Here is a 25,404-nt window from a genome sequence, read left to right on the forward strand (position 1 = left end):
TTTGATGACAACCCTTCAAATGGTTTATCCATTGTGTCAGGGTTTGAAAGCCTTTGAGATCGTTCGTAAACACTAAGCGATTAGCTAGGTCAATGCCTCTAAAATCTTGCGCACGAGCGACATGTTTGTGTTTAGCGATATCAACACCGACGATCAATGTGTTCTCTGTGATTTGAGAGATTTTGCGATTTTGGTTATAATTCATGTATGAGTCCTCCTTGGTTCCTAAATTAGAGGTCAACATCCGTTGACACTCCGTACTATACCAAGAGGGCTCTATTTTTGTACAACCCGAAAAACCGCTATTTTGCCTCATTTTTCTTCAATACAGGAATGCTCCTCTAGCCTCCGTTTAATCCTGCGGGATCGATAAAACGATTTTCCCGAAGTTTTCCCCGCGTTCCATCCGTCTTTGCGCATCGATGACTTGTTCCAGTGGATAAGTCGCATCAATGACCGGGTGGATGTGATGTTTTTCAACAAAATGGACCATTTCCGCAAATTCTTGAGGACTGCCCATGGTCGTTCCGTAAATGGTCATTTCCTTTAAAAAGACTTTCGGCATGACGAGTTCTTGGACAACACCTTTTGTTGCACCGAAGCTGACAATACGGCTATTCGTTTTCCCCAAGGAAACAAGGGCATTAAACACTTCGCCACCGATGCTGTCTATGGATAAATCTATGCCCCCGGTCATCTTTTTCAATGCCTTAGACCAGTCGGAAGAAGTATAGTTCACGCCGCCTGCAGCGCCGAGTGCTTTCGCTTTTTCTATTTTTTCTTCTTTGCTTGACGTCACAAACACTTTGGCACCGACTGCCACTGCAAACTGAACGAGAAACGTGGCAACCCCGCCCCCGACGCCGGGAATCAGCACATTTTCCCCCTCTTTGACTTGCCCTTTCGTAAATAAGGCGCGATAAGCGGTAACACCTCCCAGCGGCAGGGCAGCTGCTTCTTCCCAAGATAAATGGGATGGCTTTCGAAAAACATTTTCAGCGGGAATTTTGACATATTGGGCATAAGTCCCGTCTGTTGGCACACCTAAGATATGAAAAGCGTCACCCTTTTTATGTACGGCCGGTCCCCAATTTAAACCTGGATTGATGATCACTTCGCTGCCAACAGAAACCTGTTTGACTTCGGCCCCCACTTCAGCGACGACGCCTGCCCCGTCAGAGCCTGGAATAGCGGGAAGCTTGATTCCCGGGTATTGTCCGTAAGTGATAAAAACATCGCGGCGATTAAGAGCCGCCGCTTTTAACTGGACAACGACTTCATGAGGTCCGGGAGTTGGACGAGTGACTTCCTCGAGCTTGAGTTGATGTGGACCGCCGAGTTCTCTTAAAACGACTGCTTTCATAGCCATTCCTCCTCTTTAAATCTCTTTTACATAAGAATTAATGATGAATCAAAGGGGCATTTACCGCCTCTTGCATCATCTATAGTTAAAGCGTGAGGTGATGCCATTCTTTTAATCGATGTTCATTTCACAATCCATTAAAATGCCTTCCCGCACATATTTAACGAGGGATGTGGCTTCTTTCAAGACGCGTTGTCGCTCCTTTTCCGCTTTCCACCAATTATAGCTTTGGCCGTATGGACGGTTGTCGGGACAGAGCGAATACTGGATCCAGTCTGGCATGTACGTGCGACATGTCAATTCACAGCGCCGCATATGGTAAGGCGAACTCACCAACAGTAAACGCTTGATGCGGTGAAGGCTGAATTTTTTTTGCAAAACCATCATCGACCCGATCACGTTTTCTGTCGTATTTGCGGCTTCACATTCCGTTAAGATGCATGCTTCAGGAATATCGAATGCCATGAGATGCTCTTTCATCCATTCCGCCTCGGGCTTTGGGTGGTCCCACCTGCTTGAGCCGCCAGACAATAAGATATATGGTGCCCGCTTATTTTTAAATAATTGAGCCGCCTTTAACACCCTGTGACTCGTTTTACCCCCAAACACAAAGATGCAATCCCCATTTTTACCATCATCATGAATGCCGCCAAAAATCAATCGGGTTAATTGCTTGCGGCTCAATGATTCAGGATTGATCTCAGATAGACGCACAGGAAAACACCCATTTCGTGATAGATTAGTTGATTTATACAAATATACGGATCAAAGGGACTGGCCGACAATCCACCAAGCGGCCGTCCTCATCATATATGCATTGAAAATCAAATAAACGATCATCACGGAGCATGATGGGAAGAAACCTTTTGACGTGTTCAGCCACACCTTGATTCTCCGAATGTAAGAGCCAATCTAACGGTTTCCAGTCTAGGATGCCTTCATCCGTGGCTTTTGGGGTAACGTATGTAAAGTTTTCTGGCACTTCCGCCAGATAAGCGTACATCCCTCCGTTGTCCTGCTCATCCGCCTGCCAGGTAACCGTCCCTTTTTCTGTTGCATTTTCAAGTTCAATGCCCGTTTCTTCATAAACTTCCCTGAGCACACCTTCTAAAGGGGTCTCACCCGGTTCCAGCTTGCCGCCGACACCATTCCATACTCCCATTTCTGGTGCGGATTTTCGGTTCAACATCAAGATGTCATTGCCGCGTTTGATAAAACAGATCGTATATTTCAGCAATTTACTCTGCCTCTTTCCAATTGGTAAATGTCTGTATCGGACCGTGCCATCTATCATCATCGACGATCGTTTCAAAAAATTGACCCTTTGTATACTGGTTGATGACTTTCCGCCAGAAAGCATGGGCGACCAGATTGTTTTTGATTTGGCCGACTTCCCAAGCACCTCTGTGACGATCAAAGACTTGAGTTGCGGCCCTGTGCCCAACCCCGTTTCTGCGGTATTTCTTCATAACAAAAAATTCAGCGATGAAAAAACAATCCTCATTAAGAACTCCGCGTTTTTTGACCAAAACAAACCCGGCATATTTGCCATCAACTAATATAAAATACGGATATCGCCCGTCTTCCGTCCAATAATGATCCAAGTATTTGTATTCAAATCGTCCGTGTGCGTTGACATCCAAGCCTTCCATCTCGCTGAAATCATACATATAAAATTCCATTAATTGGCGAAGCACAGCTTTGTCTTGATAATCCACTAAAATGACTTCGGTATGAAACATGAAGGCATCTCTCCAAATTTGTATAATTTAATCATAAACGAATATTCTTTTTTTGTGTATCAATATAACTTGATTCTAATAAGCTTTTAGGCGAAGGTAGCACAGAAGTTTCCCATAGTGGACTGCGAAAAGATATATTGATATTTGCCTAAAAATTGTTCGACTTTCTGACCAGTTAAAAAACCGGGCATACACCCGGCCTTAAGCGAGTTGTATTTAGGATGTTTGCGGCATCCATGATTTAAGGTCGTTGATTTCATGAATGTGTGAGTACGAATCTGAGGATGGTGTCTCCAATATCAGTGGCAACTCTCTGATGACTTCGGAAGCGCAAAATTCAAGAAGATGTTCGAGCTTAATCTGACCCGATTTCAGATTGGCATGGCGGTCGCGCCTTGAACCGGCAGGATATACGGAGTTGTTTAGGTGGACCACTTTTAAATGTTGAAAATAGCCGATTTCCTTTCCCTTATCCATGACCTCCGTCCAATTGGTCCCCGTCCATAAACCAGCCGCAAACGCATGGCAAGTATCAAAGCAAAAGCCAATTTTCTCCGGACGTTCTGTAAGTTCTCTGATTTTTACGAGTTCCTCTAATGTGAGGCCCATCTGATCGCCTTTCCCCGCATTATTTTCGATTAAAATGAAGCTATCGCCGTCCCATTTGAATAAGATTTCATTAAGCGTATCAATCATTCTCTTATAGCCTTCAAGCGGATCATCACCGTGATAGGCGCCAAAATGGACGACCGTGCCGATAGACCCGCAGGCATTTGTAATGTCCAAATCATTTAAAAGGCAATCAATCACCGCTTGCCTTTGATGTTGATCCGTCGAAAGATTACAACCATATGCGGAGTGGCCGATGGAAGCGATATGGTGTTCGGCGCAAAAAGCTGCGCAACGCTCGGCATCGCGATGATCGAATTTTTTTATCCGCAAACTGCGAGGATTCTTAGGAAAGTATTGAAAGGCCGCTGCTCCGATCGCTTTTGCCGTTCGCGCGGCACCAAGGTAACCATTTTTTGTACTGATGTGACAGCCGAACCGCATGTGGGAACCTCCATTAACTCCTGTATTCCTCCCCTATCCTCTGCACTTTGGAACCCATTTATGAAAAAATGGCCAATTGTACCCGAGACAGCCATCCATCCTCTAACAGTGCAGTTGAACTTCAAACCATATTATTGTACTTGATTAGTCCTATATTTATACTCTCTTTCCAAAATAAAAACCTCCCCAAATCAGGAGAGGTTAATCAACGACCGGCCCTTTGTAAGTCCAAAAGGTTTCCTTGCCGACCCATTGCAGAAATTCTTCGTCTTTGTTTCCGAGACTGTCTTGCCACTGTGCAACCGATGCTTCCGTTTGTGAGCGGTGGGCTTTAATAGCTTCGAGTTTTCTATCAAGAACATCCATGACATCATGCACGATATCGGGTTTCCCCAATATATCTACGCAGCCTTCGGAAAACGCCTTACAGTAAATCTTCGGACGCTCTTCCGCTGGGAGCCGCATGGCAGCGCGAATCACGGCCGCACCATAGGCGTCGTGATCTGGGTGCACAGCGAAGCCGGGATAAAAAGTGATGATCAGCGAAGGGTTCACCTCTTGGATCACGGCAAAAATTTTATCCGCAACTTCCTCTTCGTCTTCAAATTCGATCGTTTTATCACGTAAACCGAGCATGCGCAAGTCTTGTATACCCATGACTTGACAAGCCTTTTTCAATTCTTCCCTGCGAATATCCGGCAAAGTTTCACGGTTTGCAAAAAAAGGTTTTCCCATATTCCGACCCATTTCACCGAGCGTCCCACAGGCATAGGTCACCGGAACACCGGCATCGGTAAATTTGATGATCGTCCCGGCAACGCCAAATGCTTCATCATCTGGGTGTGGGAAAGCAATCAAGACATGTCTTTCTTTTTCCATTGTGTTTCCCCCTAGGGATCTTAATTAAAAGGTGTTCTACTTAATTCAAAGGCACAAGCCAGTTTTCCCTCAGCATTATGGCCAGCCAAAAGCAGCCGGCCTTCTCCGTCCACTTCCCAATCCGTTAAACCTTCCGCGTAGACCCAGCCTAAATCCATTTTCAAGCCGACGCGGTATGGCCCTGCACCGGTAATTTTTCCTGTGGTAAAGCGGATTTTACCATTTCGAATATAACAGCCGACGGTTAATTGGCTTTTATCGCGATAAGCGGTATAAACACCGCTTGTCGTCTCAAGGTGTAAATAAACTTCTTCTCCGCGAAAGGATTCCAACGCTTTTTGGATGTCCGCTAGATTCTCCTTATTGATCGCTTGCATATGACTCCCACTCTCTTTTCATCTATTAAAACCACTTAGTTCGCAACCCTTTGCCCCTCTAATTGATCAACGAGATAGCTTAACATGCCTTCTGCTGTCAAATCGGTTTCGCCGCCGCCTTGTGCGCGTTCAGGTTTACCGCCACCCCGTCCATTGATGAGGCTTAACCCACTTTCGATGAGTTTCACCATGTCCCCTTCAACATCTTTCGTCCGGCTAGCAATCATGTGCAGGCGCGTACCTTCTTTGGTCGTAAACAGAACCACGGTCTGTTCAGCTTGTTCCAAAATAAAGCGGGATAATTTTTGGCATTCGGTGATTTCCCTATGAACAAAAGCTTTGGCGACAAGGCGAAAACCATCCATGGCACGCGCTTTTTGATAAAGTTCAGCGGCTTCATGTTTTAAAAGTTCCTCTTCGGCTTCACCCAAAGCTTTCTCCAATTCATGTTGTTTTTCCAAAAGGCGATCGATGGCATCCTTCAAGGTCGCATCTTGACTGCTTAATTGACGGTTCAGAGTCTGAAGAACCTTTTGTTTTTCTGCAAAGGCCTTGACGGCGCGAAAGCCGCATAAGAAGTGGATCCTGATTCCCTTTTGGTTCTTTTCCCAACCAATAACTTGTATTGGGCCAACTTCTCCTGTCATATGCGGGTGTGTTCCCCCGCAGGCATTGTAATCATAACCCTCGATAATGACCAATCGGATATTTTCTTTCACCTTTGGCGGCTTGCGAAGGGGGTATTGCGAAAGATCCTTTTCATCAACCCAAATGGTTTTAATCGGTTTATTTTGAAAAACGATCGTATTGGCTAGGTGTACAGCTTCTTGGATTTGTTCTTCCGTGATCGTTTGAGTCGCTAAATCAATGGTCGCCTCTTCTTTTCCAAGGTGGAAGGATACCGTTTGGAAACCGAAGCGCTCAGCAAATGCCGCCGATAGAATATGCTGACCGGTATGTTGTTGCATATGATCAAAACGCCGCTCCCAATCGACTTCACCTTTAACCTTAACAGCGTCGATCGGCTGTTCCAAAATATGAATGATGGCTTGATCGCGGGTTTCGACATCGACGACCTTTACGCCGTTTAACGTGCCAATGTCATGCGGCTGGCCTCCGCCTGTCGGATAAAAAGCGGTTTGGTCTAAAACGACAAATGGATGACCGGCCTCATCCACCCCTTTTTCAATCACTTCCGCTTCAAACGTGGTTATGTATGGATTTTCGTAAAACAGCTTCTTTGTCATTTCTCAATCCCCGTCCTAAATTGCGTATTCTTTTGTTTTTACATTCATTATACCATCTTTATTTTTTCATAAAAAAACGGAATGCTTAAGGGCTCCCTGAACCGTCATTCTATGTTATACTAATGCTCAGTTTTAGTTAATAGGCATACAGAAAATGTGTGTCATCATGGTTGACACATTGCGGGGGAACGGTATGATCGAAACAAACACGCGTCGCGAAAAAACGGTTTTACTGATCAAATTGTTCATTCCGATTTTGATCACGCAAATCGCCATGTATGCGATGAACTTTTTTGATACGTTCATGTCCGGCCGGGCCGGTACCGATGATTTAGCAGGGGTTGCGATTGGATCCGGCCTTTGGGTGCCGATTTTAACGGGCATCAACGGCATATTAATGGCTTTGACCCCCATTATTTCACAAGCTTTGGGGGCTAGGCGCATGGAAGATGTCCCCTATTCCCTAATGCAAACCATCTATTTATCGGTTTTCATCGCATTTGGGGTGATCATCGTTGGCGGCATCGTTCTGAACCCTATCTTAAGCCTCATGGATTTAACACCAAATGTGGAAAGGATTGCGAACCATTTTCTCAAGTCGCTGGGTGTTGGAATTTTGCCATTATTCATCGCAAGCGTTCTGCGTGGGTTTATTGACGCCCACGGTATGACGCGCGTGACGATGGCGATCACGCTATTGTCTTTACCAATAAATATCCTCTTTAACTATCTTTTTATTTTTGGTCGATTCGGCTTTCCGCGGTTAGGCGGTGTTGGTGCTGGTGTCTCAACCGCCATCACTTATTGGATCATTATGGTCATTACCACCATCGTGATCATTCGTGCCGAGGCCTTTCAAAACTATCAAGTTTTTCGACATTGGCCGCGCATCTCCCTAAAATTTTGGAGAGATCTTTTAAAAATTGGGGTGCCGATCGGTTTTGCGATTTTCTTTGAAACAAGTATCTTTTCGGCGGTCACTTTATTGATGAGCCGATTTTCAACGGTTGTCATCGCCGCACATCAAGCAGCCATAAATTTTGCGTCGCTTCTATATATGATCCCGCTGTCCATTTCCATGGCGTTAACGATCGCCGTTGGTTTTGAAGTAGGTGCCAAGCGCATTAGTGACGCTAAGGCGTATGCGCAAATCGGTATCATGATCGCCGTATCGATTGCTCTTATCTTTGCGGTGTCGCTTTTCTTCTTAAGATCATCCATCAGTGGCATTTATTCGACGGACCCCGCTGTGAAAAAGATGATCAGCCATTTTTTATGGTTTGCGGTCTTTTTTCAATTGTCGGATGCGATTCAAGCGCCGATTCAAGGCGCATTGCGCGGCTATAAGGATGTCAATGTCACCTTTATCATCACATTGGTCGTCTATTGGGTCATTGGCCTTCCAGTCGGTTTTTGGCTAGGCACCGAAACGCCGCTTGGGCCGTTTGGGTATTGGGTTGGCCTCATACTGGGTTTGGCTTGTGGAGCGGTCGCTCTTGCCTTTCGCCTTTTTATCGTACAGAAAAAGCATGCACGGACCGAAACCCAGTCATAAAAAACAGGGGCTAACCACCCCTATCAACGCAATTAGTTTACATAATGTATTTATGGTTTATGTCTGTAGCAAATGCAGATGATAAGTTTCGGACAAATCGGTTAATAGTGCGAGTCCAGCGACGCTGTTGCCCTTTTTATTGATGGCAGGACCGATGATGCCGATCCCCATCTTACCAGGAACGACCGATAGGATGCCGCCGCTAACTCCGCTTTTTGCCGGAAGTCCCGTGCGCATCACGCTTTCACCAGACTCGTTATACATTCCGGCCGTTAACATAATGGACAGCACTACTTTTACAATCTCTTTATCAATGAGTAACTTATCCGAACCGGGCAACTTCCCGTTATTTGCTAAAACACCACCGATCATCGCCAAATCCTGGCAAGTGACATTTATGGAACATAGGCGGAAATAAAGATCCAATGCCTCCTGAACATCCGTTTCAATGACACCTGTGCTTTTCATAAAATAGGCTAGGGCACGGTTACGGTCTCCAGTAGCCGCTTCCGAGCGATAAACTTTTTCATTTAATGTAATCTTGGGGTTACCAGTCATTTCCCTGATTAAAGTTAAAACGCGAAGAAAGCGTTCCTCCGTATTTTTTCCTTTGATTAAACTCGAAACGGCAATGGCACCAGCATTGATCATCGGATTCAGCGGTTTATTGTTCTTTGTCCTCTCTAATTTTGCAATCGAGTTAAAAGGTTCTCCGCTCGGTTCCATGCCCACTTTGGAAAAAACTTTGGTGAATCCGTGATCGATGATCGCAACGATTAAACTAATGACCTTGGAAATGCTTTGCAATGTAAACAGCTGACCACAATCACCAGCAGTTATCATTTCACCGTTAATGGATGAGATAGAAATTCCAAGGAGCTCTGGGTTTGTGTTGGCTAATTCCGGTATGTAAGAAGCGACCTTCCCTTGCGTTGATAGCTTCCGATTTTTTTCCACCAATTGTTGCAATTGATCAGTTGTGATGATCATTTCCGAGCACCTCCTCACTTTACAGTGTTTCCTAAAAGAGAAGATCCACGTATGAAAATGCATTTTAATAGGTCAACATATCATTTCCATTTCTAGGCTGTTATTGAGTTAAGTGGTAATGTTATATACATCACAGTTATGATCTTTAATTTGCTTTAAACTAAAAACACTTTCCTTTAGGTAAATAAAAAAGTGCAACTTAAAAATACTAAAAATTCGCGTAAATTTGTATTAAATTACCAGTATATTTTTATTGTTTTATAATTTACACTGGAATAAATGTATTATATTATTTAATGGTCTGATAATTAAAAAATCAGACACGTGTCGACACATTTCATCAGAATATTTTGCCATACCTTATCGACTTGCAAAAATTTAATTCAACAACTTGAAAAGAGGGAAAACTATGAATATTCTACGAAAAAAGTCGATACAAGCTTTAATGGCCAGCTCTGAAAAGAAAGGAGCTACCTTAAAAAAGGATCTAGGGTCTTTGATTTAACCATGTTAGGTATAGGGGCCATTATTGGTACCGGTATTTTTGTGCTAACGGGTGTTATCGCGGCTGAATATGCTGGACCTGCTATTATCCTTTCATTTATTCTTTCAGGACTTGCTTGTGTCTTTGCAGCCTTGTGTTACGCTGAATTCGCATCAACTGTTCCTGTATCTGGAAGTGCATACACTTATAGTTATGCAACATTCGGTGAAATGATCGCATGAATTTTAGGATGGGATTTAATCCTTGAATATGGGCTTGCCTCCTCTGCCGTTGCAAGTGGATGGTCTGGATATTTCCAAGGATTGATGGCCGGTTTTGGGATTCATGTCCCAACAGCCTTATCAAGTGCCTATAACCCAGCTAAAGGAACATATTTTGATTTACCAGCCGTACTCATTGTCTTGATTCTGGGTTTCATCTTAACAAGAGGCGTTAAGAAATCCGCTCGTTTTAACGCCATCATGGTTCTCATAAAATTGTCAGTTGTTATTCTCTTTATTGTCGTAGGTATATGGTATGTCAAACCGGCTAACTGGACACCTTTCATGCCATTTGGTTTCTCAGGCGTTACAGCAGGAGCTGCCACCGTATTCTTTGCTTATATTGGCTTTGACGCGGTATCCACTGCCGCTGAAGAAGTTCGCAATCCGCAAAAGAATATGCCTATTGGTATTATCGCCTCACTTTTAATCTGTACATTCTTATATATTGTTGTATCCTTGATCTTAACAGGTATCGTCCCTTTTCATATGCTAGACGTGAAAAACCCCGTGGCATTCGGCATTCAATTTATTCACCAAGATTGGGCGGCAGGGTTAATTTCTCTTGGAGCCATTATCGGGATCACAACTGTGTTAATGGTTATGATGTATGGACAGACAAGATTATTCTATGCCATCAGTCGTGATGGTTTATTACCAAAACCACTTTCTAAAATTAATAAAAAGACACAAACACCTGTGATCAATACATGGACAACCTGTGTCATCGTTTCCATTTTTGCCGGTTTAGTGCCATTAGATAAACTAGCTGAGCTAACCAATATCGGTACACTTTCCGCTTTTGTTGTTGTATCTATCGGGGTCATTGTTTTACGCAAAACACAACCCAACTTAAAACGCGCTTTTAAAGTACCATTTGTCCCAGTTATTCCAATTTTATCTGCTATTATGTGCTTCTACCTAATGACCCAACTTTCCGCCTTCACCTGGACAGGCTTTGTTGTATGGTTAATCGTTGGTCTTATTGTCTACTTCAGCTACGGACGAAAACATAGTACGGTAGCAACAGGGGAAGACGTGGAAAAAATTGCATAAAAAATAAATAACAAAAAATGAGCCTCGTTTTGGGGCTCATTTTTGCTGGTGCAAGCTTTTGTTGCACTTATACTGACCTAAAACGTTCTTCAAAAAATTGAAACCGGGGCTCTAGAGGACCCCGGTTTTTCGTTTTTAAAATTTGAGGAGTGTGTACTTTTTCTTGCCGCGGCGGACGACGATGAATTGATCGTCGATTCGATCTTTACCGCTTAACATGTATGCTGTATCTTGGATGCGCTCACCGTTAATATAGATGGCGCCATTGGCAATGTCTTCGCGGGCTTGGCGTTTTGACGGACTAACCCCCGCTTCAACAAGAGCCTCGACTAATCCTAATTCTTCTTTCGTATCAAATGTATGGGAAGGCACATTTTTAAAGCCTTGACGGATCTCTTCCCCAGTTAAATCAGCAATGCGACCGCTAAAGAGCGCTTCGGTGATTTTCACTGCTTGTTTCAAGGCGGATTCACCGTGAACGAGCTTTGTCATTTCTTCGGCCAGCGCTTTTTGCGCCAGGCGTTTTTCCGGAGCTGACGCGACTTCTCTAGCTAATTCATCGATAGTTTCTCTGGATAGAAAGGTAAAATATTTCAGGAAACGAATGACGTCTTGGTCATTGGTGTTGATCCAGTATTGGTAAAATTCATAAGGCGTCGTTTTTTCCGGATCCAGCCAGATGGCGTTGCCTTCGGATTTACCGAATTTTTTACCGTCTGAAGTCGTAATCAGCGGCACGGTTAACCCAAATGCCGGCGCTTCATGCCCGGTGCGACGGATGAGTTCAAGCCCAGCCGTTATATTTCCCCATTGGTCACTGCCTCCGATTTGCAACCGGACGCCTGCTTTTTCATATAAATTCAAGAAATCATAGGCCTGCAAGATCATGTAGCTGAATTCCGTAAACGAGATGCCGTATTCCATCCTTTGCGTCACGGATTCTTTCGTTAACATATAGTTTACCGGAAAATGCTTGCCGACATCGCGTAAAAATTCAATCATCGACAGCTTCCCGAGCCATTCAAAGTTATTTTCCACGCGGGCCGGGTTTTCCTTTGTATCAAAATCCAGGAAACGTGAGAGTTGTTTTTTAATTTTATCCGACCATTCCCGGACAATCTCTTCAGAATTAAGTGCCCTCTCCGAGGAACGGCCGCTCGGGTCACCAATCAAACCGGTTCCGCCGCCGACAAGCGCAACGGGGATGTGACCGGCTTCTTGAAATCTTTTTAAGATGATGATCGGCAAGAGGTTTCCGACATGCAAGCTGTCGGCCGTCGGGTCAAAACCGCAATATAGGGCGATGGGTTTTGAAAGAGCTTCCTCTAAACCTTTCCGGTCTGTGACTTGAAAAAGCAGTCCTCTGTATTCGAGATCTTCAAGAATATTCATGAGCAGTACCTCCAAACATTTTTATATAGTCAACTTGGCACTCTCAAGCCTTTTGGCAAAGGTTAAGCTTAGTTGGCCGTATACTGACATGGATAATGATAGACTTTCTTATCAGTATAAAGAAAACCCGACTCCGCCATGTCCTTGGAAAAAGAGCCAACTTTACCCTGATGCTGGCCTGAAAGCTAGTGGAAAAAAAGAAAAAGCCCTCCGTAAAGGAGCGCTTTGTCACGCGGTACCATCCTTTTTGAACAGTCAATGCGACTGTCCCGCTTGATCGGATAACGGTGTAATCACCGTCCCATGCTACTGCGATTTCGCATGGTCACTCTGGGAGGTAATTCGTGAAACACTCTGTGCATTGGCTCGCAGCAGCCGCCAACTCTCTGAGGCAGGGAGAGGTTCACTACTTGTTCCCTTCATCGTTTTTTCATGATGTTTCATCTTGTGCCGCATGGGGCACGCAATGGTTACCAATCCTATTATACCATGCATGGCCATTTAGGTTACTCATTTTTTACCATAAAACGGTGCCGCCGTCAACTCAAATTTGGCTATTTTTTGGCTTACAAAATGATCAGGCAAAGCCAGGCGAGAAAAATGCCCCCGCCGTAGGTCAAAATGGAATAAATCAATAGGCCTTTCCAATTTCGCTTTAAAGTTAATTCTAAATGTTCTAGTTTTAAAGTCGAAAAGGTGGTAAAAGAACCCATGAATCCGGTTCCCAAAAGCCATACCCAAGCTTGGCCGAGATGTAACCCGTCGATTAACACGAGCAAAAACGAACCGGTTAAGTTGACGATCAGCGTCCCCCAAGGGATATTTCCTTTATTCAACACCTGGCTGAGAACGTATCTTGAAACCGCACCTAAAAATGCTCCGATGGCGACAAATGAGATATGTAGTATGCCCGTCATTTGACCACACGCCTTCTATTTCGCATCATCCAGTCACCAAATTTTGTGCCAAGAAAGACACAAAGAAAGCCGCCTACATAACTCAATAAAAGATAAATCATCGCCAGGAGAACATGACCATTAGTAAACAAATGCGCCGTCTCCACACTGAATGTCGAAAATGTTGTAAAAGAACCAATGAAGCCAGTGGATACACCTGTTTTTATTGTCGGGGGTATCCGTTCCAATTTTTTAAGATGACCAGAAAACCATCCGAGAAAAAAACACCCAAGTATGTTAATGCTAAACGTGGCGACAGGAAAAGATCCCTCCCACCAAAGAGTCGTCCATTGCCCAATCACGTCCCTCAATAACGCGCCGAGTACCGCAAAAAGCCCGATTATGACATAGACCATCCCCATCCCTCCATTAAAACGCAATCGACTCCTGCCGGCAGTTACCAACAGGAGTCTTTAGCCTTATAGCAGTTAAAGGCGATTGCTATCACCTATTAAGATCTAAAGCCATCTTATCATGCCAACGAAATCCTTTGCAAGTTTTCAAACAGCTTCGGCATTTTTAACGTATTCGGCAATGATTTCAGCCAGCGCTTTGACCGTCCTTTGCAATTCTTCCATCGTATTATCAACGCCGCCAACTTCAATTAAAATAACATGCGGCGAAAGATCTTGATTGTAAATGCCATTGCCTTCAGCCCAGCTCTTTTCGATCACACCGCGGCCAATACCTGGATATTTCTCATCTAACTGTTTGAAAAGTTTTTTAGCAATCGTTTCGTTTTTACCGGAATGTGGATTTTCCTTGCCGATCACAAAAGCGACCCGGGCATAAGATTTTCCGTGAATAGTGGTCGTCGTATTTGGTTTTCGGCTTGAATCGCGATGGATGTCGATAAACAGTTGATAATCATTTTTGCTCGCAATCGCCGCTTGGACAAGTGGGCGCGAGGCGCTATAAGCTTTGTTGGTGTTCCAGTTCTTCTCGTGAAGAATATTGGTGATATTCGTGTTATTCACAACCGCTGCAACGCCATTTGTCCCAAGCGCATCTTTCAGCATATTGTCAACGACATAAATATTGCTGTTGGCATTATTGCTCGTTGCAAGATTGGCGTCACCCGCTCCAGATTTTCCGACCAAAGGAAGATATGATTCCCAGCTGTGAGTCGAATAAATAAAGACTTTGGCATCGGTAGGCGGCGGTGATTTGGGCGCTGGTTCACTTTCTTCGGAATCGTTTGGATCATTTTTTAGAATATATTCTAGTGGCGGTGGCGTGTCGATCGGTAAATTCGTATAGTTAGTGCCGCTTCCGGCAACGATGATGTCTGAATCGAAAATAGAAAAACCGGGAAGTTCATTTCCAAGCAAACTTCTTTCATCAGTAAAACTGATATGGGTCACCGTACGAAACGCGCTTTCCGTAAAACTAATTTTGTTATAGTCATGGGGCAGGACGCTCTCAAAGTACGGATTTTGCCAACCGATCATTTCCAACAAACTTTCCGACTTCAATCCCGAAAGCGCTTTTTCGACATTTCCAAATGAAAGAAGTGACTGGAATAACGGCGTTGTCATAACAGCTGCAGCAATAAAAAGAGACAGTAACAAAAACGGGATACCGGAAAATACTCGAAAAGTGAAGGTATTGCGGCGATGTGGATATGGGAGCATCAAATGAACCCCTTCCGTTTCGTTTTACTATATTTCTATGATTTTTACCGCCACCTTATACCCAATTTTGATAGATTTTCAAAACTATAAAAAAGAAAACCGGCAACAGGATGCCGGTAAAGGATTTATTTTGTAACGAGGGGTACTTTGGGATTTAAGTCATTCTCTTCCCCTTTAACATCGCTTTTTGCCCATTGCACAAAAATATAAGCAAGGGTTGCGACAAAAACGATTTCTTGAAAAATTTTCATAATAACGCCACCGGATTTTTGATCCATAAGCGGCGGCAAAAAGTGGAAGATTTGCGGTTCCATCGCCACCGTTGTATACATTAAATGGTCCGAAAACATAATGATCGCACAGGCTGGTGTCAGTAAGATGCTTGCGGCAAACACGTAGCCGATTTTCGGCAACGGTTTTAATTGTCTCATCCCTACGATATCTGGATGCACAATAAGCCACCACATCACAAAAGCAAAAAAGATTAAAATCAAATCCGCAAGCGTCATCACGATTTGGCTTTTCATAATGTTATTAAAAAAGATCGGAATATGATAAAACGATAATAAAAGATTAAACATCGTTACCGCAAGTAACGGATGGGTAAGGAATTGAATCACTCTCTTAATCGGAGCCACCTTTAAAAGCGGAATGACCATCCAATCATATAAACCGCCAAGAACAAGTGGAGGGACGGCAAAATAAGTGATGGACATGCCAAGCATATGGGCAGTAAACAAAAAATGATGCCCAAATGCCTTTAAAGGGCTGCCTTCTGAAAGATAAAGTAAAAACAAACCCGATAGAAAGAAAAACATTTTCGCTTTGGAGTAATGCGCATCCCGCGCGCGGACGGCTTTAATATAAAGATAACCAATAATGACTAAGATGAGAAACAAGAGCGGATGCCATAATTCAAAAAAACTCAAATCCCATAGGCGATTGATCTCCATTTGTCCATGATTCATGAACGCACGCCCCCGTTCTGGTTTTATGTTTACTTTAAGCCTACCACGCTATTTCTACGAACTCAATTCCGCATCCTGCCTGAAGGATTTACTTTTGATAACGTTAACAAATTTGTCACAAAAATGCCACATGCTTTATTCGGGGGTTAACAAGCGAATTTTATAATCGCATAAGGTGATGGTCAAATGTGTCGCGTCAATCAGCTCTCCGTCCGCATGGGATACCGCCAAGCTATGACAATCAACAGCGATTTTTTTAGCTCTAAGCAAGTGAACATAGTTTTTTAAATGGATGTGACTTCCAGAATACACTTTTGGTAAAAACCGAAGCAATTGCCATTTTGTTAAACTGTGAACCATACAGAGGTCAAATTGATCATCATCCACCTTTGCGGTTGGGCAAATTTTCATTCCTCCCCCATAAAAAGGGCCATTGCCGATGGCCAAAAGCCAACCATTCTTTAACTGGTAAGACGCGTCATCAGCTTGAACGTCGATGGTCATGGGTTGAAAGGCTCGAATGACCGAAAAGACGCTAAATAAATAACCAAGTGCCCCAAGCTTTTTAAGAACCCGACTTTCATTCGCTTTCTTAGCAACTAATCCATCAAAACCAATGCCAGCAGCAATGGCAAAATGGCGGTTATTGATTTGACCAACGTTAATGGCTTTAACTTTTAACCGCTCCTGATGAAGCACCATTTTTTCGATCGCTTTTGGTTTTCGGGAAAGTTGAATAGCCTTGGCAAGGTCATTGCCAGTCCCAAACGGGATGATGCCGATTTCGACGTCCGCCTTCCCAATCCCATTAATGACTTCATTCACGGTGCCATCACCGCCTGCGACAAAAATACGTGTCATTCCTTTCTGAACAGCACGTCCGGCTTCTTTTTCAGCATCCCCGCGCTGAGCTGTAAAAAAAACTTCGAAGGGGTATTTTCCTTCAATAACACGAGACAATTGGCGGAAACGCTTGGCACATCTGCCGTTACCCGCTTGTGGGTTGACGATAAACAACACCGGTTTTATCTCTTTCTTCAATCAAATCGCTCGCTTTTCAAAGTTGTTTTCCATGTACATTTTTCAACATGGACTGACAAAATTCCTTTTTTTAAGTACAGAAAAACTTGAGTTGTCTTTAAGTAAAGGAGATTTTTCACGGCCCTTTTGCTGGTCAGTCATAAAATTTCTTACTACAACAAAAAAAACCACAGTTCATTGGACTGTGGTCACCCATGTTGACATGATGAGTGTAATGGCTGAACCTTTGCTCCTATTTTTTATTGGCCAGCCATTCGGCGACGGCTTCGGCATCCTTTCCAGAAATGATATTCGCAGGCATGCCGCCGCCACCATTCTTAATTTGGTTAAGAATTTGGTCCTTCGTTAACTTACTTCCGATCTTTTGCAAATTAGGTCCGTTTTTCCCTTCCAAATTCTTGCCATGACAGGCTGCACAGTTTTGTTGGAAAATTTCACTAGCGGATGCCTTCCCTGACGAGGCGTTATTTCCGCTATTATCCTTCCCACCGCCACAGGCTGCTGCCGCAAACACAAGCAGAATGCTAGCAATACTTGCAAACATAAGTTTTTTCAAAGTTTTCCACTCCTTCATAAGGTCGTTAATTTTAAATGATAACCATTATTTGGACGTGTACAGATGAGCAATATTTTCTAGCCATTGTCTATTAACAAGCAAAAATGCGCATTTCTTGTTTTTAACGGCTGATCCGGTGTTTCACCCAATCTTCCACATTCCATACTTTATTCACCCAACCATCCATAAAGTCTTTTTCATGAGTCACGATCAGAATGGTTCCATCATAGCGCATTAAGGCTTCTTTCAACGCTTCTTTTGCCTGTACGTCCAGATGACTGGTCGGTTCATCAAGAATTAACCAGTTTCCTTTTGTCAGCGTTAATTCACAGAGACGAACTTTCGTCAGTTCGCCTCCGCTTAATGACGACAGCGGTTTTAAAATATGTTCGTTTCTCAGCCCACATTGCGCCAACACCTTGCGTACCTCTTTTTCAGTAAGCTTCGGAAATTGGCTCCAAATATAATTTAAAGCAGTTACATCTTTTAATAAAGATTCTTGCTCAAAATAGGCGGGAACCACTCTGTCGCCAATATGGACGTCACCCGATATCGGCTGGAGCATACCGAGCAATGTCTTTAATAAAGTCGATTTCCCGACGCCGTTATGACCGACAACAGCAATTTTATCGCCCCTTTCAATAACCAATTTGTCCGTTGTATACAGCGGGTAATCATAACCGACCACCAAATGATCGGTTTCAAGCACTATTCGTACGGGTGACGAACTTGCTTGAAAATGGAAATATGGTTTCGCAAGGATCGTCGGCTTTTCGATTCTTTCAATTTTTTGTAACCTCTTCTCCCGGCTTTTGGCAAGTTTTGCTGTGGAAGCACGTGCTTTATTTTTAGCAATGTAGGTTTCCAATTTTTTAATTTCAACTTGCTGGCGTTTGTATTGATCCAAAAGCTGCTTGCGCCTTGCTTCAAGCTGCTCCAAGAAACGGTCGTAATTGCCGACATATCGAATGAGCCTTTGGTGTTCCAAATGGTACACGACATTGACGATTTGATTCATAAAATTCGTGTCATGGGATATGAGCACAAACGCATGCGGGTACTGTTTCAAAAAGTCAGCTAGCCATTCGATATGCCCGACATCCAAATAGTTGGTCGGCTCATCAAGAAGCAGGACATCGGGTTCTTGCAACAAAAGCTTTGCCAGCAATACCTTTGTCCTCTGTCCGCCGCTAAGTTTAGACACATCCGTCTCTAACCCTAACTCTCCTAAACCGAGCCCGTTTGCCACACTTTCCACTTTCGCATCCAGTGTGTAAAAGCCGTTTTGTTCCAGCCAAAGCTGAAGTTCGCCATACTCAGCCAGCTTTTTTTGGATTTCCTGTTCGTTGCCTTCACCAAGCTGTTGACTGAGTTCGATGAGGCGTTTTTCTTTATCATAAAAAGTTTGAAAAGCCCCTTGAAGATATGACCGAATGCTCGCGCCTTCGGGAAGATCGGTATGCTGTTCCAAATAACCGACTTTGACCTTTGGATGCCATTCGATTTTTCCTTCATCCGGAAGCATCTCTTTAGAAAGAATCTTTAAAAGCGTTGATTTGCCAGCGCCGTTCGGCCCGACTAAGCCGATATGCTCTCCAGCAAGCACCCGAAAGCTGATTTGTCTGAAAATCACTTTATCGCCAAAACTGTGTGTACAATTTTCTACCGAAACAATGCTCATATTCATCCAACTCTCCTTGTTGTATGATTGAAATTCCGCCATCGTAAGACAGACGCGCGATCATACAAAAGGAAAGTTATAAAAACATGGCTTTCCTAAACCTTTTCGGTCACGCACGAGCGTTTGTGACCTTTAAGCTGGCTTATCAACCAACACAAAAAAGGCTAAGCGCGAGTCGCCAGCCTACCTCATAATTATCCATCCTATCACTTAAAAGGGACGGTTCATTTTCCATTTATATATATGAGGAGCTATTCGCGTTCCGTTGTCTTACGATGGTATTTGGCTAAAAAAGGGCATACTACTCCCCTTAGCAAGCCAAGACCATTTGAAGAACAACGGATTGCAACATACTCCTTCCACCTTTCAATACAAGTTAAACTCAATTTATCACAAGTTTCAATCAATAGCAAGCCTATTTTTCTCTTGTTTTATATTTTTTGGCGGTGAATCGTTTACGACAGACCGAACATCCATTTATAATCCGAATCTAAGTTATTAATTGGGAAGGGGATATATGAAACTGACAAAAGTTTTTCTCTCATTGTTATTCGTTGTTTTTACAGTAAAAGCATTTTTGAAACGTACCTCAGCAAGTGAAAATCACCTAATAGAATTCAGATGACTCAAGTATATTGGTATGCCGTGGCTTGAGGTAGAAAAATCAAGCGTAAAATTTCTTAAGTCAGCGATGTTGGAAAACTGATCGAACATGATATTGAATAGGAATATCAAAGCGAACAGGAGAACAAATATTACCATTTTATTTTATTAAACTAACAATGGGATCTTTCTATGGGAAGGTTCTTATCAAATGTATTTGCTGGGTAGCGTACATTTATGACGGAGTCCTTTCTTTTTTCTTCATTTTGCTCCGAGAACCATTTTTTGACATACACTTGGTTGCCCCAATTCATTCCTAAATGAAGAATGTTTGGCCTACACCTATATTCCGAATGAATGAACCCATTCTTGAAAACATACATTGAATCAGGAATGGAAATAAGGGAGGATTATGTTGTGACAAACGGCGATTACGTTCGTCAGGGAACGTTTGAGCTTCGCTTTTGGCTTCAAATCCTCGGGGATCATGCCCGTTTCCTCAAGCAAGCTCTTGCCGTACAGGAGATCGATGAAATCAACAAAGCGGATCACTTCATCCGCTCTTTTGATCAATTGCTTCGTCAAGCGAGGGAACCATTGAATGCCGGGCATATTCAGAAAGTTTCCGAGGAGGCAGAGAAAGCCGCTAAAGCATTACGCGTTTATAAATTGAATATCATCCGAAAACAATTATCGAATCGGATTTTGATTCATTTTACGCCAAGTTTTATCAACCATATGGTGAATGAATTGGATGAATTCCTGCGCCTTCTCCCCTACTTACAAGAAGGAAAAACACCACCTGTGATGCATGAAATCCATCATCATCTCCTGTGGTTGCAAGATGCCTACGGTCATTCCGCCTCGTTAAACAGCAGTTTGGATTTTAGCGAATACGAACTTATTGAAAAAACACTTGATTTTACAAAAGCTTTTAAGGAACTCTATTTAAAAGCAGAAGAAATGGCCGGATTTTTACGTACTGGCTTAAGCGATTTTCCTGCCCTTCAACGGTTCAACAACGAAGTTGACTTAAAGATGTCGATTTTTAAGGAATTTCTCAATGAATTGGAAGAATTAGAGTTGCAAGGTGAAATATTAGATATGATCTCGCCTTTAATTGCGGATCATATGTCCCGTGAGGAATGTTATTATCTCATTAAACTCGCTGAATCAAGAGGGGCAACGGTTCCGGGGTGTGACCCTACCAAGCCACGGGTGGAACAGTAAAAAAACTAGGCTCCGCAAAGGCTTTTAGGTGATTGCGGAGCCTTCGCTTACTTTATGCTAGCCCAATAAATAAAAAGCCGGTGCAAGTCTTTTTAGAAGGGCAGAGATTTCGCTACCTTATTGCTGAATTGAAAAACGATAGACTTTATGAATGGTATAAGAAAAGACTCCTATAGAGGAGCCTTTTCAAATGTTACATTTCATCTGGTGCTTTGATGCCGAGTAAACGCAAACCTTCCTTGATGACGATGGCAACCGCACGCACTAAAGCTAACTTGCTCTCTTCATTTTCGCTGCCGAGGATTCTCGACTGAGCATAAAATTGGTTAAACGCTTGAGCAAGGCGGAATAATGATTTGGAAACCTGAGCGGGATTGCGTTCCAGAAAGGCTGTACGAATGTCTTCTGGAAAGGCGGATAAAGCTGTAATGACCGCCCAAGACGCATCATCCACAAAGCCTGCTGTTACCCTCTCTGGTGCGCGCCCTGCTTTTCGCAAGATGGAGCACGCCCGGGCATGGGTGTATTGCAAATATGGACCTGTATTCCCTTCGAACTTGAGCATATCCTCCATGGAAAATTCGACATCATTCATCCGATAATGCTTTAAGTCGTGGTAAATGACGGCACCGACCCCAACCTGACGGGCCACTTCTTCTTTGTTTTTCAAATCTGGGTTTTTCTCAAGGATGTTCGATTCGGCAAGTGCAATAATTTCCTGTAAAACTTTTTCCAATAACACGACCCGCCCTTTGCGCGTCGACATTTTTTTCCCGTCTTTAAGGATCATACCAAAGGGGACGTGCTCGATCCGGTCAGCCCAATCATAACCCATTTTCTTGAGCACTTCTTTAATTTGCTTAAAATGGAGTGATTGTTCATTACCGACGACATAAAGGGATTCGAAAAAGTCATATTCCCGTTTTCGGTAGAGGGCGCTGGCTAAATCGCGGGTCGCATACAGCGTCGCCCCGTCTTTTTTCTTAATCAAACAAGGGGGTAAGTCATCTCCGAGCTCGACAACAAGCGCCCCTTCGGATTCCACGAGAAGGCCCTTTTCTTCAAGTTCTTCGACAACGGCGTCCATTTTATCGTTATAGAACGCTTCGCCGTTCATCGAGTCAAAACGGACGTTTAGCAGATCGTAAATTTTGTTAAACGCTTCAAGGGAGACGGTGCGGAACCATTCCCAGATGCGCGTCGCTTCCGGGTCCCCGTCTTCCAATCGTTTAAACCACAGACGGCCTTCATCATCCAATGAAGGATCGCGTTCGGCTTCTTCGTGAAACTTCGTATAGAGGCGGAATAATTCCGGAATCGGATCCCTCTGCACAGCCTCTTCACTGCCCCATTTTATATAAGCATAGATGAGTTTCCCGAATTGGGTGCCCCAATCGCCAATGTAATTGATGCGAACGGCCTTATACCCGCATTTTTCCGATAAATTGGCAATGGCATTGCCGATTACGGTTGAACGCAAATGCCCCATGGAAAAGGGTTTGGCAATATTTGGAGAAGAAAGATCGAATGTTATCGTTTTCCCGTCTCCGAAATGATGGTCACCATAATGCTGCTTTTGTTTGAGAACGTCCTCAATGACGGCTTTCGATGCGATTTCTCGGTTGATAAAGGCATTGATGTATGGGCCATTAGCTTCAACCATTGAAAAATGCACGTCGCGAATATGTTCAGCGGCTTCTGCGGCAATTTTCTGAGGTGCCGTTTTCAAAGCTTTTGCCAAAACGAAGCATGGAAAAGCCAAGTCCCCATGGGCTTCTTGTTTCGGTTTTTCTATTAGTTCCGTAATCTTTTCAACACTTAAATGCTCCGAAAAATATCGATGCAAACTCTCGGCAAAGTACTCCTTATATGTTTTCATAACGTACCTCTTTCTACATTTCATCACAAAGTTACAAAACTTCCCTTATGGTTACCGTCCTTTTTTGCAATTAGCTATTATTCTATCCACCAACCATTAAGAACAAACCTAAAGCCTAGCCTCCGATATAATTTTGATACAAACGCTTAGCTTCGTCTATATGATTGGTCCCATGGATTAAAGCCCGTCCATCTTTAAATAATACCACGCGATAAGGTGGTATGACCAGTTGGGTTAAAAAGTCATTGGATTTCACATCAAACTCCGCCTTCTGAAAGCGCTGAACTGTGCTTTGATAATCAAAATCGGTATCTTTTGCGGGCCGGATTTGCACGGTTTCCCGTCCGCACAACACCGTTGTTTTCGTCGAAAATTCCACTTCAAGATATGGGAATTGGCGGTGTTGACATGTCGGACATTCGCGATCGGGCGAATATGGCATAGCGATTTGTGAAAAATCATTTGTCCAGATATCAAAATAAAAGAGTCCTTTTCGGACGGCATCGCGATTATCAGTTAACAACTTCAAAGCTTCGGCGCATTGAAGCGATGCGGTTAGGTGTGAGGCAGGCGCTATAATGCCCACCGTTTCACAGGTTTCACCACCAGCAGGCAAATAGCGGTAAATACAACTCAAACATGGGGTTTCTTCAGGTATATATGTATAGACCAGACCGTAACTCCCCGTTGCAGCACCATAAATCCAAGGTATACCATGTTTTACGGCGACATCGTTGATGATAAACCGCGTTTCAAAGTTATCCGTGCCATCCAAAATCACATCATGTCCGGAAAGCAGCGCTTCGGCATTACTGGCATTGATGTCGGTTGTCACCGCCGTGACTTTGACGTCATGGTTGATGGCCTGAAGGCGTTTTTTAGCTGCTTGGGCTTTCGGCCATTGGTGTCTAACATCATCTTCTGAATAGAGCGTTTGTCTTTGTAAATTCGACAGCTCAATGATGTCACGGTCGATGATCGTGATTTCGCCAATGCCAGAGCGGACAAGTTGTTCAGCCAGGACGGTACCAAGCGCCCCCATTCCCACAATGACTGCGGATTTGTTTTGAATCTGCTTTAACCCTTGAGTCCCAATAGGTCGGAAACGACTTAAGCGCACATAACGGTCTTCCATTGTTCACACCTGATTTTCTTTCTGCGTTTTTCTCGGAAGGGCAACCGTAATGGTCGTTCCCTGTCCGACTTCACTTTCAATTTTAAGATGCCCCTTATGATTTTTGATGATTTTTTGACAAATCATGAGACCTAGACCCGTTCCCTTTTCTTTCGTACTGTAAAAAGGTTCACCTATTCTCTGCAATCGATCTTTCGGAATCCCTACCCCTTGATCAACAAAACTGATATCGACCTCTTTGGCACTTTGTTTCAAATAAATGTGAATCGGTCCGCCATCAGGCATGGCTTCCATGGCATTCCGAAGAATATTTATAAACACTTGTTTTAACTGATCGGGTTCACATTCCAACTCAACCTTTTCGACTTCCGGGTGAAATTTAATAATTATATTTTGTAAAATGGCTTGCGAATTCAGCAAGGTCACCGTACTTTTGATCAATTTCACGATATCGACGGTCTCTGCTTTCACCACTTGCGGTTTCGCTAAAACTAAGAGGTCACTGACGATGGTTTCGATGCGGTCCAATTCTTGTAAAATAACCGAGCAATATTCGGGATTGATCTGTTCCTTAATCAATTGTGTAAAGCCTTTAATGGCTGTTAGAGGATTGCGAATTTCATGGGCAATACCTGCCGCCAACTGCCCGACAACGGATAATTTTTCAGCCTGTTGCAGTCGTTCTTCCGTTTTCTTTCGCACGGTGACATCCGTCATGACGATTTGCAGCTTGTGTCGATTTTTATAAAATGTCGGAATAAACGACATATCCACGTCCTTCGTGTCCCGATCCGTTCGTATTAAGGTGATATCGCGAACGGTACACGGTTTGCGGTTCTCTATCGCCATCCGTATGGTTTGTGCAATTTCCTCGCGGGCGTCCCCTTTTGCAATAAAATCCAGCAAGGATTTACCGATCACCTCTTCCGTCCGCGTAATGCCGAACAATTTCTTCCCGCTCTCATTTAAGTAGGGACTACTGAACAACCTACATTTTGATCAAAAGCTTACCACTCGCAGTTTGTGACATGAAAATACCTGACGAATGATCAAGTGAAAAAAGGAAAAAAAAGTATCCCGAAGGATCTTTTCAAGGTTCATAACCAGAAACTGCAGGGCAATGACGGTTTCACTTGTCTGTCGAAGGCGTGCTCGAATAAGACCAAGCCCATATGTACGCTTGCCCTCGCCAAATTTGCCTTCGACGGCGTTCCGATCCAAGGCGTCCTGGTATTCTATTCGTTTTTGGGCGCTGTCTTCCTCACTGTCTTTTAAAGGCCGGCCCAGTTTCGGTCCGCTCAG

Annotated in this window: 23 protein-coding genes, 2 pseudogenes and 1 other annotated feature; of the genes and pseudogenes, 3 read left to right on the plus strand and 22 right to left on the minus strand. The window is 43.6% G+C overall.

Translation table 11 applies throughout. The annotated features are described in order from the left end of the window. The 9 genes and pseudogenes from H532_RS20635 to H532_RS0111495 all read right to left on the minus strand — a co-directional run. A pseudogene (locus H532_RS20635) lies at positions 1-205 on the minus strand (IS110 family transposase); the annotation flags it as partial. Between the two features lie 147 nt (positions 206-352). After that, positions 353-1,363 (minus strand): quinone oxidoreductase family protein, encoded by a 1,011-nt coding sequence (locus tag H532_RS0111460; protein ID WP_027725598.1) that lies wholly within the window; start codon positions 1,361-1,363, stop codon positions 353-355. A gap of 111 nt (positions 1,364-1,474) precedes the next feature. Beyond that, the gene (locus H532_RS0111465) at positions 1,475-2,077 is read right to left on the minus strand and encodes a YdcF family protein (protein WP_027725599.1); all 603 of its coding nucleotides are present in this window, start codon (positions 2,075-2,077) and stop codon (positions 1,475-1,477) included. 34 nt (positions 2,078-2,111) lie between these two features. After that, complete coding sequence (locus H532_RS0111470; RefSeq protein WP_027725600.1) at positions 2,112-2,600, minus strand: NUDIX hydrolase; 489 nt, start codon at positions 2,598-2,600, stop codon at positions 2,112-2,114. A 1-nt stretch (position 2,601) separates the two neighbouring features. Continuing rightward, positions 2,602-3,105, minus strand: a complete 504-nt coding sequence (locus H532_RS0111475; protein WP_027725601.1) for a GNAT family N-acetyltransferase — start codon at positions 3,103-3,105, stop codon at positions 2,602-2,604. Positions 3,106-3,321: 216 nt separating this feature from the next. Beyond that, a complete protein-coding gene (locus H532_RS0111480; RefSeq protein WP_027725602.1) occupies positions 3,322-4,158 on the minus strand; it encodes a deoxyribonuclease IV in 837 nt (278 codons plus the stop codon). Between the two features lie 201 nt (positions 4,159-4,359). Further along, positions 4,360-5,037, minus strand: a complete 678-nt coding sequence (bshB2, locus tag H532_RS0111485; protein ID WP_027725603.1) for a bacillithiol biosynthesis deacetylase BshB2 — start codon at positions 5,035-5,037, stop codon at positions 4,360-4,362. A 20-nt stretch (positions 5,038-5,057) separates the two neighbouring features. Continuing rightward, positions 5,058-5,414 (minus strand): YojF family protein, encoded by a 357-nt coding sequence (locus H532_RS0111490; protein ID WP_027725604.1) that lies wholly within the window; start codon positions 5,412-5,414, stop codon positions 5,058-5,060. A gap of 35 nt (positions 5,415-5,449) precedes the next feature. After that, positions 5,450-6,661, minus strand: coding sequence for an alanyl-tRNA editing protein (locus H532_RS0111495; protein ID WP_027725605.1), 1,212 nt, complete (start codon positions 6,659-6,661; stop codon positions 5,450-5,452). Between the two features lie 193 nt (positions 6,662-6,854). Between H532_RS0111495 and H532_RS0111500 the strand changes: the two genes are divergently transcribed. After that, a complete protein-coding gene (locus H532_RS0111500) occupies positions 6,855-8,216 on the plus strand; it encodes an MATE family efflux transporter (protein ID WP_027725606.1) in 1,362 nt (453 codons plus the stop codon). Between the two features lie 57 nt (positions 8,217-8,273). Here the strand turns inward: H532_RS0111500 and glsA are convergent, their stop codons facing one another. Beyond that, positions 8,274-9,206 carry a glutaminase A gene (glsA, locus tag H532_RS0111505; RefSeq protein ID WP_027725607.1) on the minus strand — a complete coding sequence of 311 codons (933 nt, stop codon included), beginning with the start codon at positions 9,204-9,206 and terminating at the stop codon, positions 8,274-8,276. 409 nt (positions 9,207-9,615) lie between these two features. Here glsA and bcaP point away from each other — a divergent pair. Further along, a pseudogene (bcaP, locus tag H532_RS18670) lies at positions 9,616-11,027 on the plus strand (branched-chain amino acid transporter BcaP). A 135-nt stretch (positions 11,028-11,162) separates the two neighbouring features. Here the strand turns inward: bcaP and tyrS are convergent. The 8 genes from tyrS to H532_RS0111555 form a co-directional block, all read right to left on the minus strand. After that, positions 11,163-12,419, minus strand: coding sequence for a tyrosine--tRNA ligase (gene tyrS, locus H532_RS0111520; RefSeq protein ID WP_027725608.1), 1,257 nt, complete (start codon positions 12,417-12,419; stop codon positions 11,163-11,165). A gap of 213 nt (positions 12,420-12,632) precedes the next feature. Continuing rightward, positions 12,633-12,851: a binding site (T-box leader), on the minus strand. Positions 12,852-12,985: 134 nt separating this feature from the next. Next, the gene (locus H532_RS0111525; protein ID WP_027725609.1) at positions 12,986-13,336 is read right to left on the minus strand and encodes a fluoride efflux transporter FluC; all 351 of its coding nucleotides are present in this window, start codon (positions 13,334-13,336) and stop codon (positions 12,986-12,988) included. Further along, the gene (gene crcB / locus H532_RS0111530; RefSeq protein ID WP_027725610.1) at positions 13,333-13,731 is read right to left on the minus strand and encodes a fluoride efflux transporter CrcB; all 399 of its coding nucleotides are present in this window, start codon (positions 13,729-13,731) and stop codon (positions 13,333-13,335) included. Before crcB ends, H532_RS0111525 begins: the two co-directional genes overlap by 4 nt. 144 nt (positions 13,732-13,875) lie before the next feature. Beyond that, complete coding sequence (gene spoIIP / locus H532_RS0111535) at positions 13,876-15,009, minus strand: stage II sporulation protein P (RefSeq protein ID WP_027725611.1); 1,134 nt, start codon at positions 15,007-15,009, stop codon at positions 13,876-13,878. Between the two features lie 125 nt (positions 15,010-15,134). After that, entirely contained in the window at positions 15,135-15,977 is an 843-nt protein-coding gene (locus H532_RS18675; RefSeq protein ID WP_051263284.1) for a cytochrome c oxidase assembly protein, read from the minus strand. Between the two features lie 135 nt (positions 15,978-16,112). Continuing rightward, positions 16,113-17,018 (minus strand): diacylglycerol/lipid kinase family protein, encoded by a 906-nt coding sequence (locus H532_RS0111545; RefSeq protein WP_081412441.1) that lies wholly within the window; start codon positions 17,016-17,018, stop codon positions 16,113-16,115. 232 nt (positions 17,019-17,250) lie between these two features. Beyond that, positions 17,251-17,562: a cytochrome c551 gene (cccB, locus tag H532_RS0111550; RefSeq protein WP_051263286.1), complete on the minus strand. Its 312-nt coding sequence runs from the start codon at positions 17,560-17,562 to the stop codon at positions 17,251-17,253. 133 nt (positions 17,563-17,695) lie between these two features. Next, positions 17,696-19,255, minus strand: a complete 1,560-nt coding sequence (locus H532_RS0111555; RefSeq protein WP_027725614.1) for an ABC-F family ATP-binding cassette domain-containing protein — start codon at positions 19,253-19,255, stop codon at positions 17,696-17,698. Positions 19,256-20,275: 1,020 nt separating this feature from the next. On the opposite strand from H532_RS0111555, the gene H532_RS0111560 reads away from it, so the two are divergent. After that, positions 20,276-21,088 (plus strand): DUF2935 domain-containing protein, encoded by an 813-nt coding sequence (locus H532_RS0111560; RefSeq protein WP_027725615.1) that lies wholly within the window; start codon positions 20,276-20,278, stop codon positions 21,086-21,088. 193 nt (positions 21,089-21,281) lie between these two features. Here the strand turns inward: H532_RS0111560 and argS are convergent, their stop codons facing one another. From argS to H532_RS18685, 4 genes are all read right to left on the minus strand, one after another. Next, positions 21,282-22,967 (minus strand): arginine--tRNA ligase, encoded by a 1,686-nt coding sequence (gene argS, locus H532_RS0111565; protein ID WP_038112278.1) that lies wholly within the window; start codon positions 22,965-22,967, stop codon positions 21,282-21,284. 115 nt (positions 22,968-23,082) lie between these two features. After that, positions 23,083-24,102, minus strand: a complete 1,020-nt coding sequence (locus tag H532_RS0111570) for a ThiF family adenylyltransferase (protein ID WP_027725617.1) — start codon at positions 24,100-24,102, stop codon at positions 23,083-23,085. 3 nt (positions 24,103-24,105) lie between these two features. Further along, entirely contained in the window at positions 24,106-25,089 is a 984-nt protein-coding gene (locus H532_RS18680; RefSeq protein WP_081412443.1) for an ATP-binding protein, read from the minus strand. Between the two features lie 12 nt (positions 25,090-25,101). Continuing rightward, positions 25,102-25,404 (minus strand): transposase (locus tag H532_RS18685; RefSeq protein WP_245566445.1); only part of this gene is annotated, 303 nt, incomplete at its 5' end.

Origin of the sequence: Tuberibacillus calidus DSM 17572 (assembly GCF_000430685.1) — a bacterium.
Taxonomy (GTDB): Bacteria; Bacillota; Bacilli; order Bacillales; family Sporolactobacillaceae; genus Tuberibacillus; species Tuberibacillus calidus.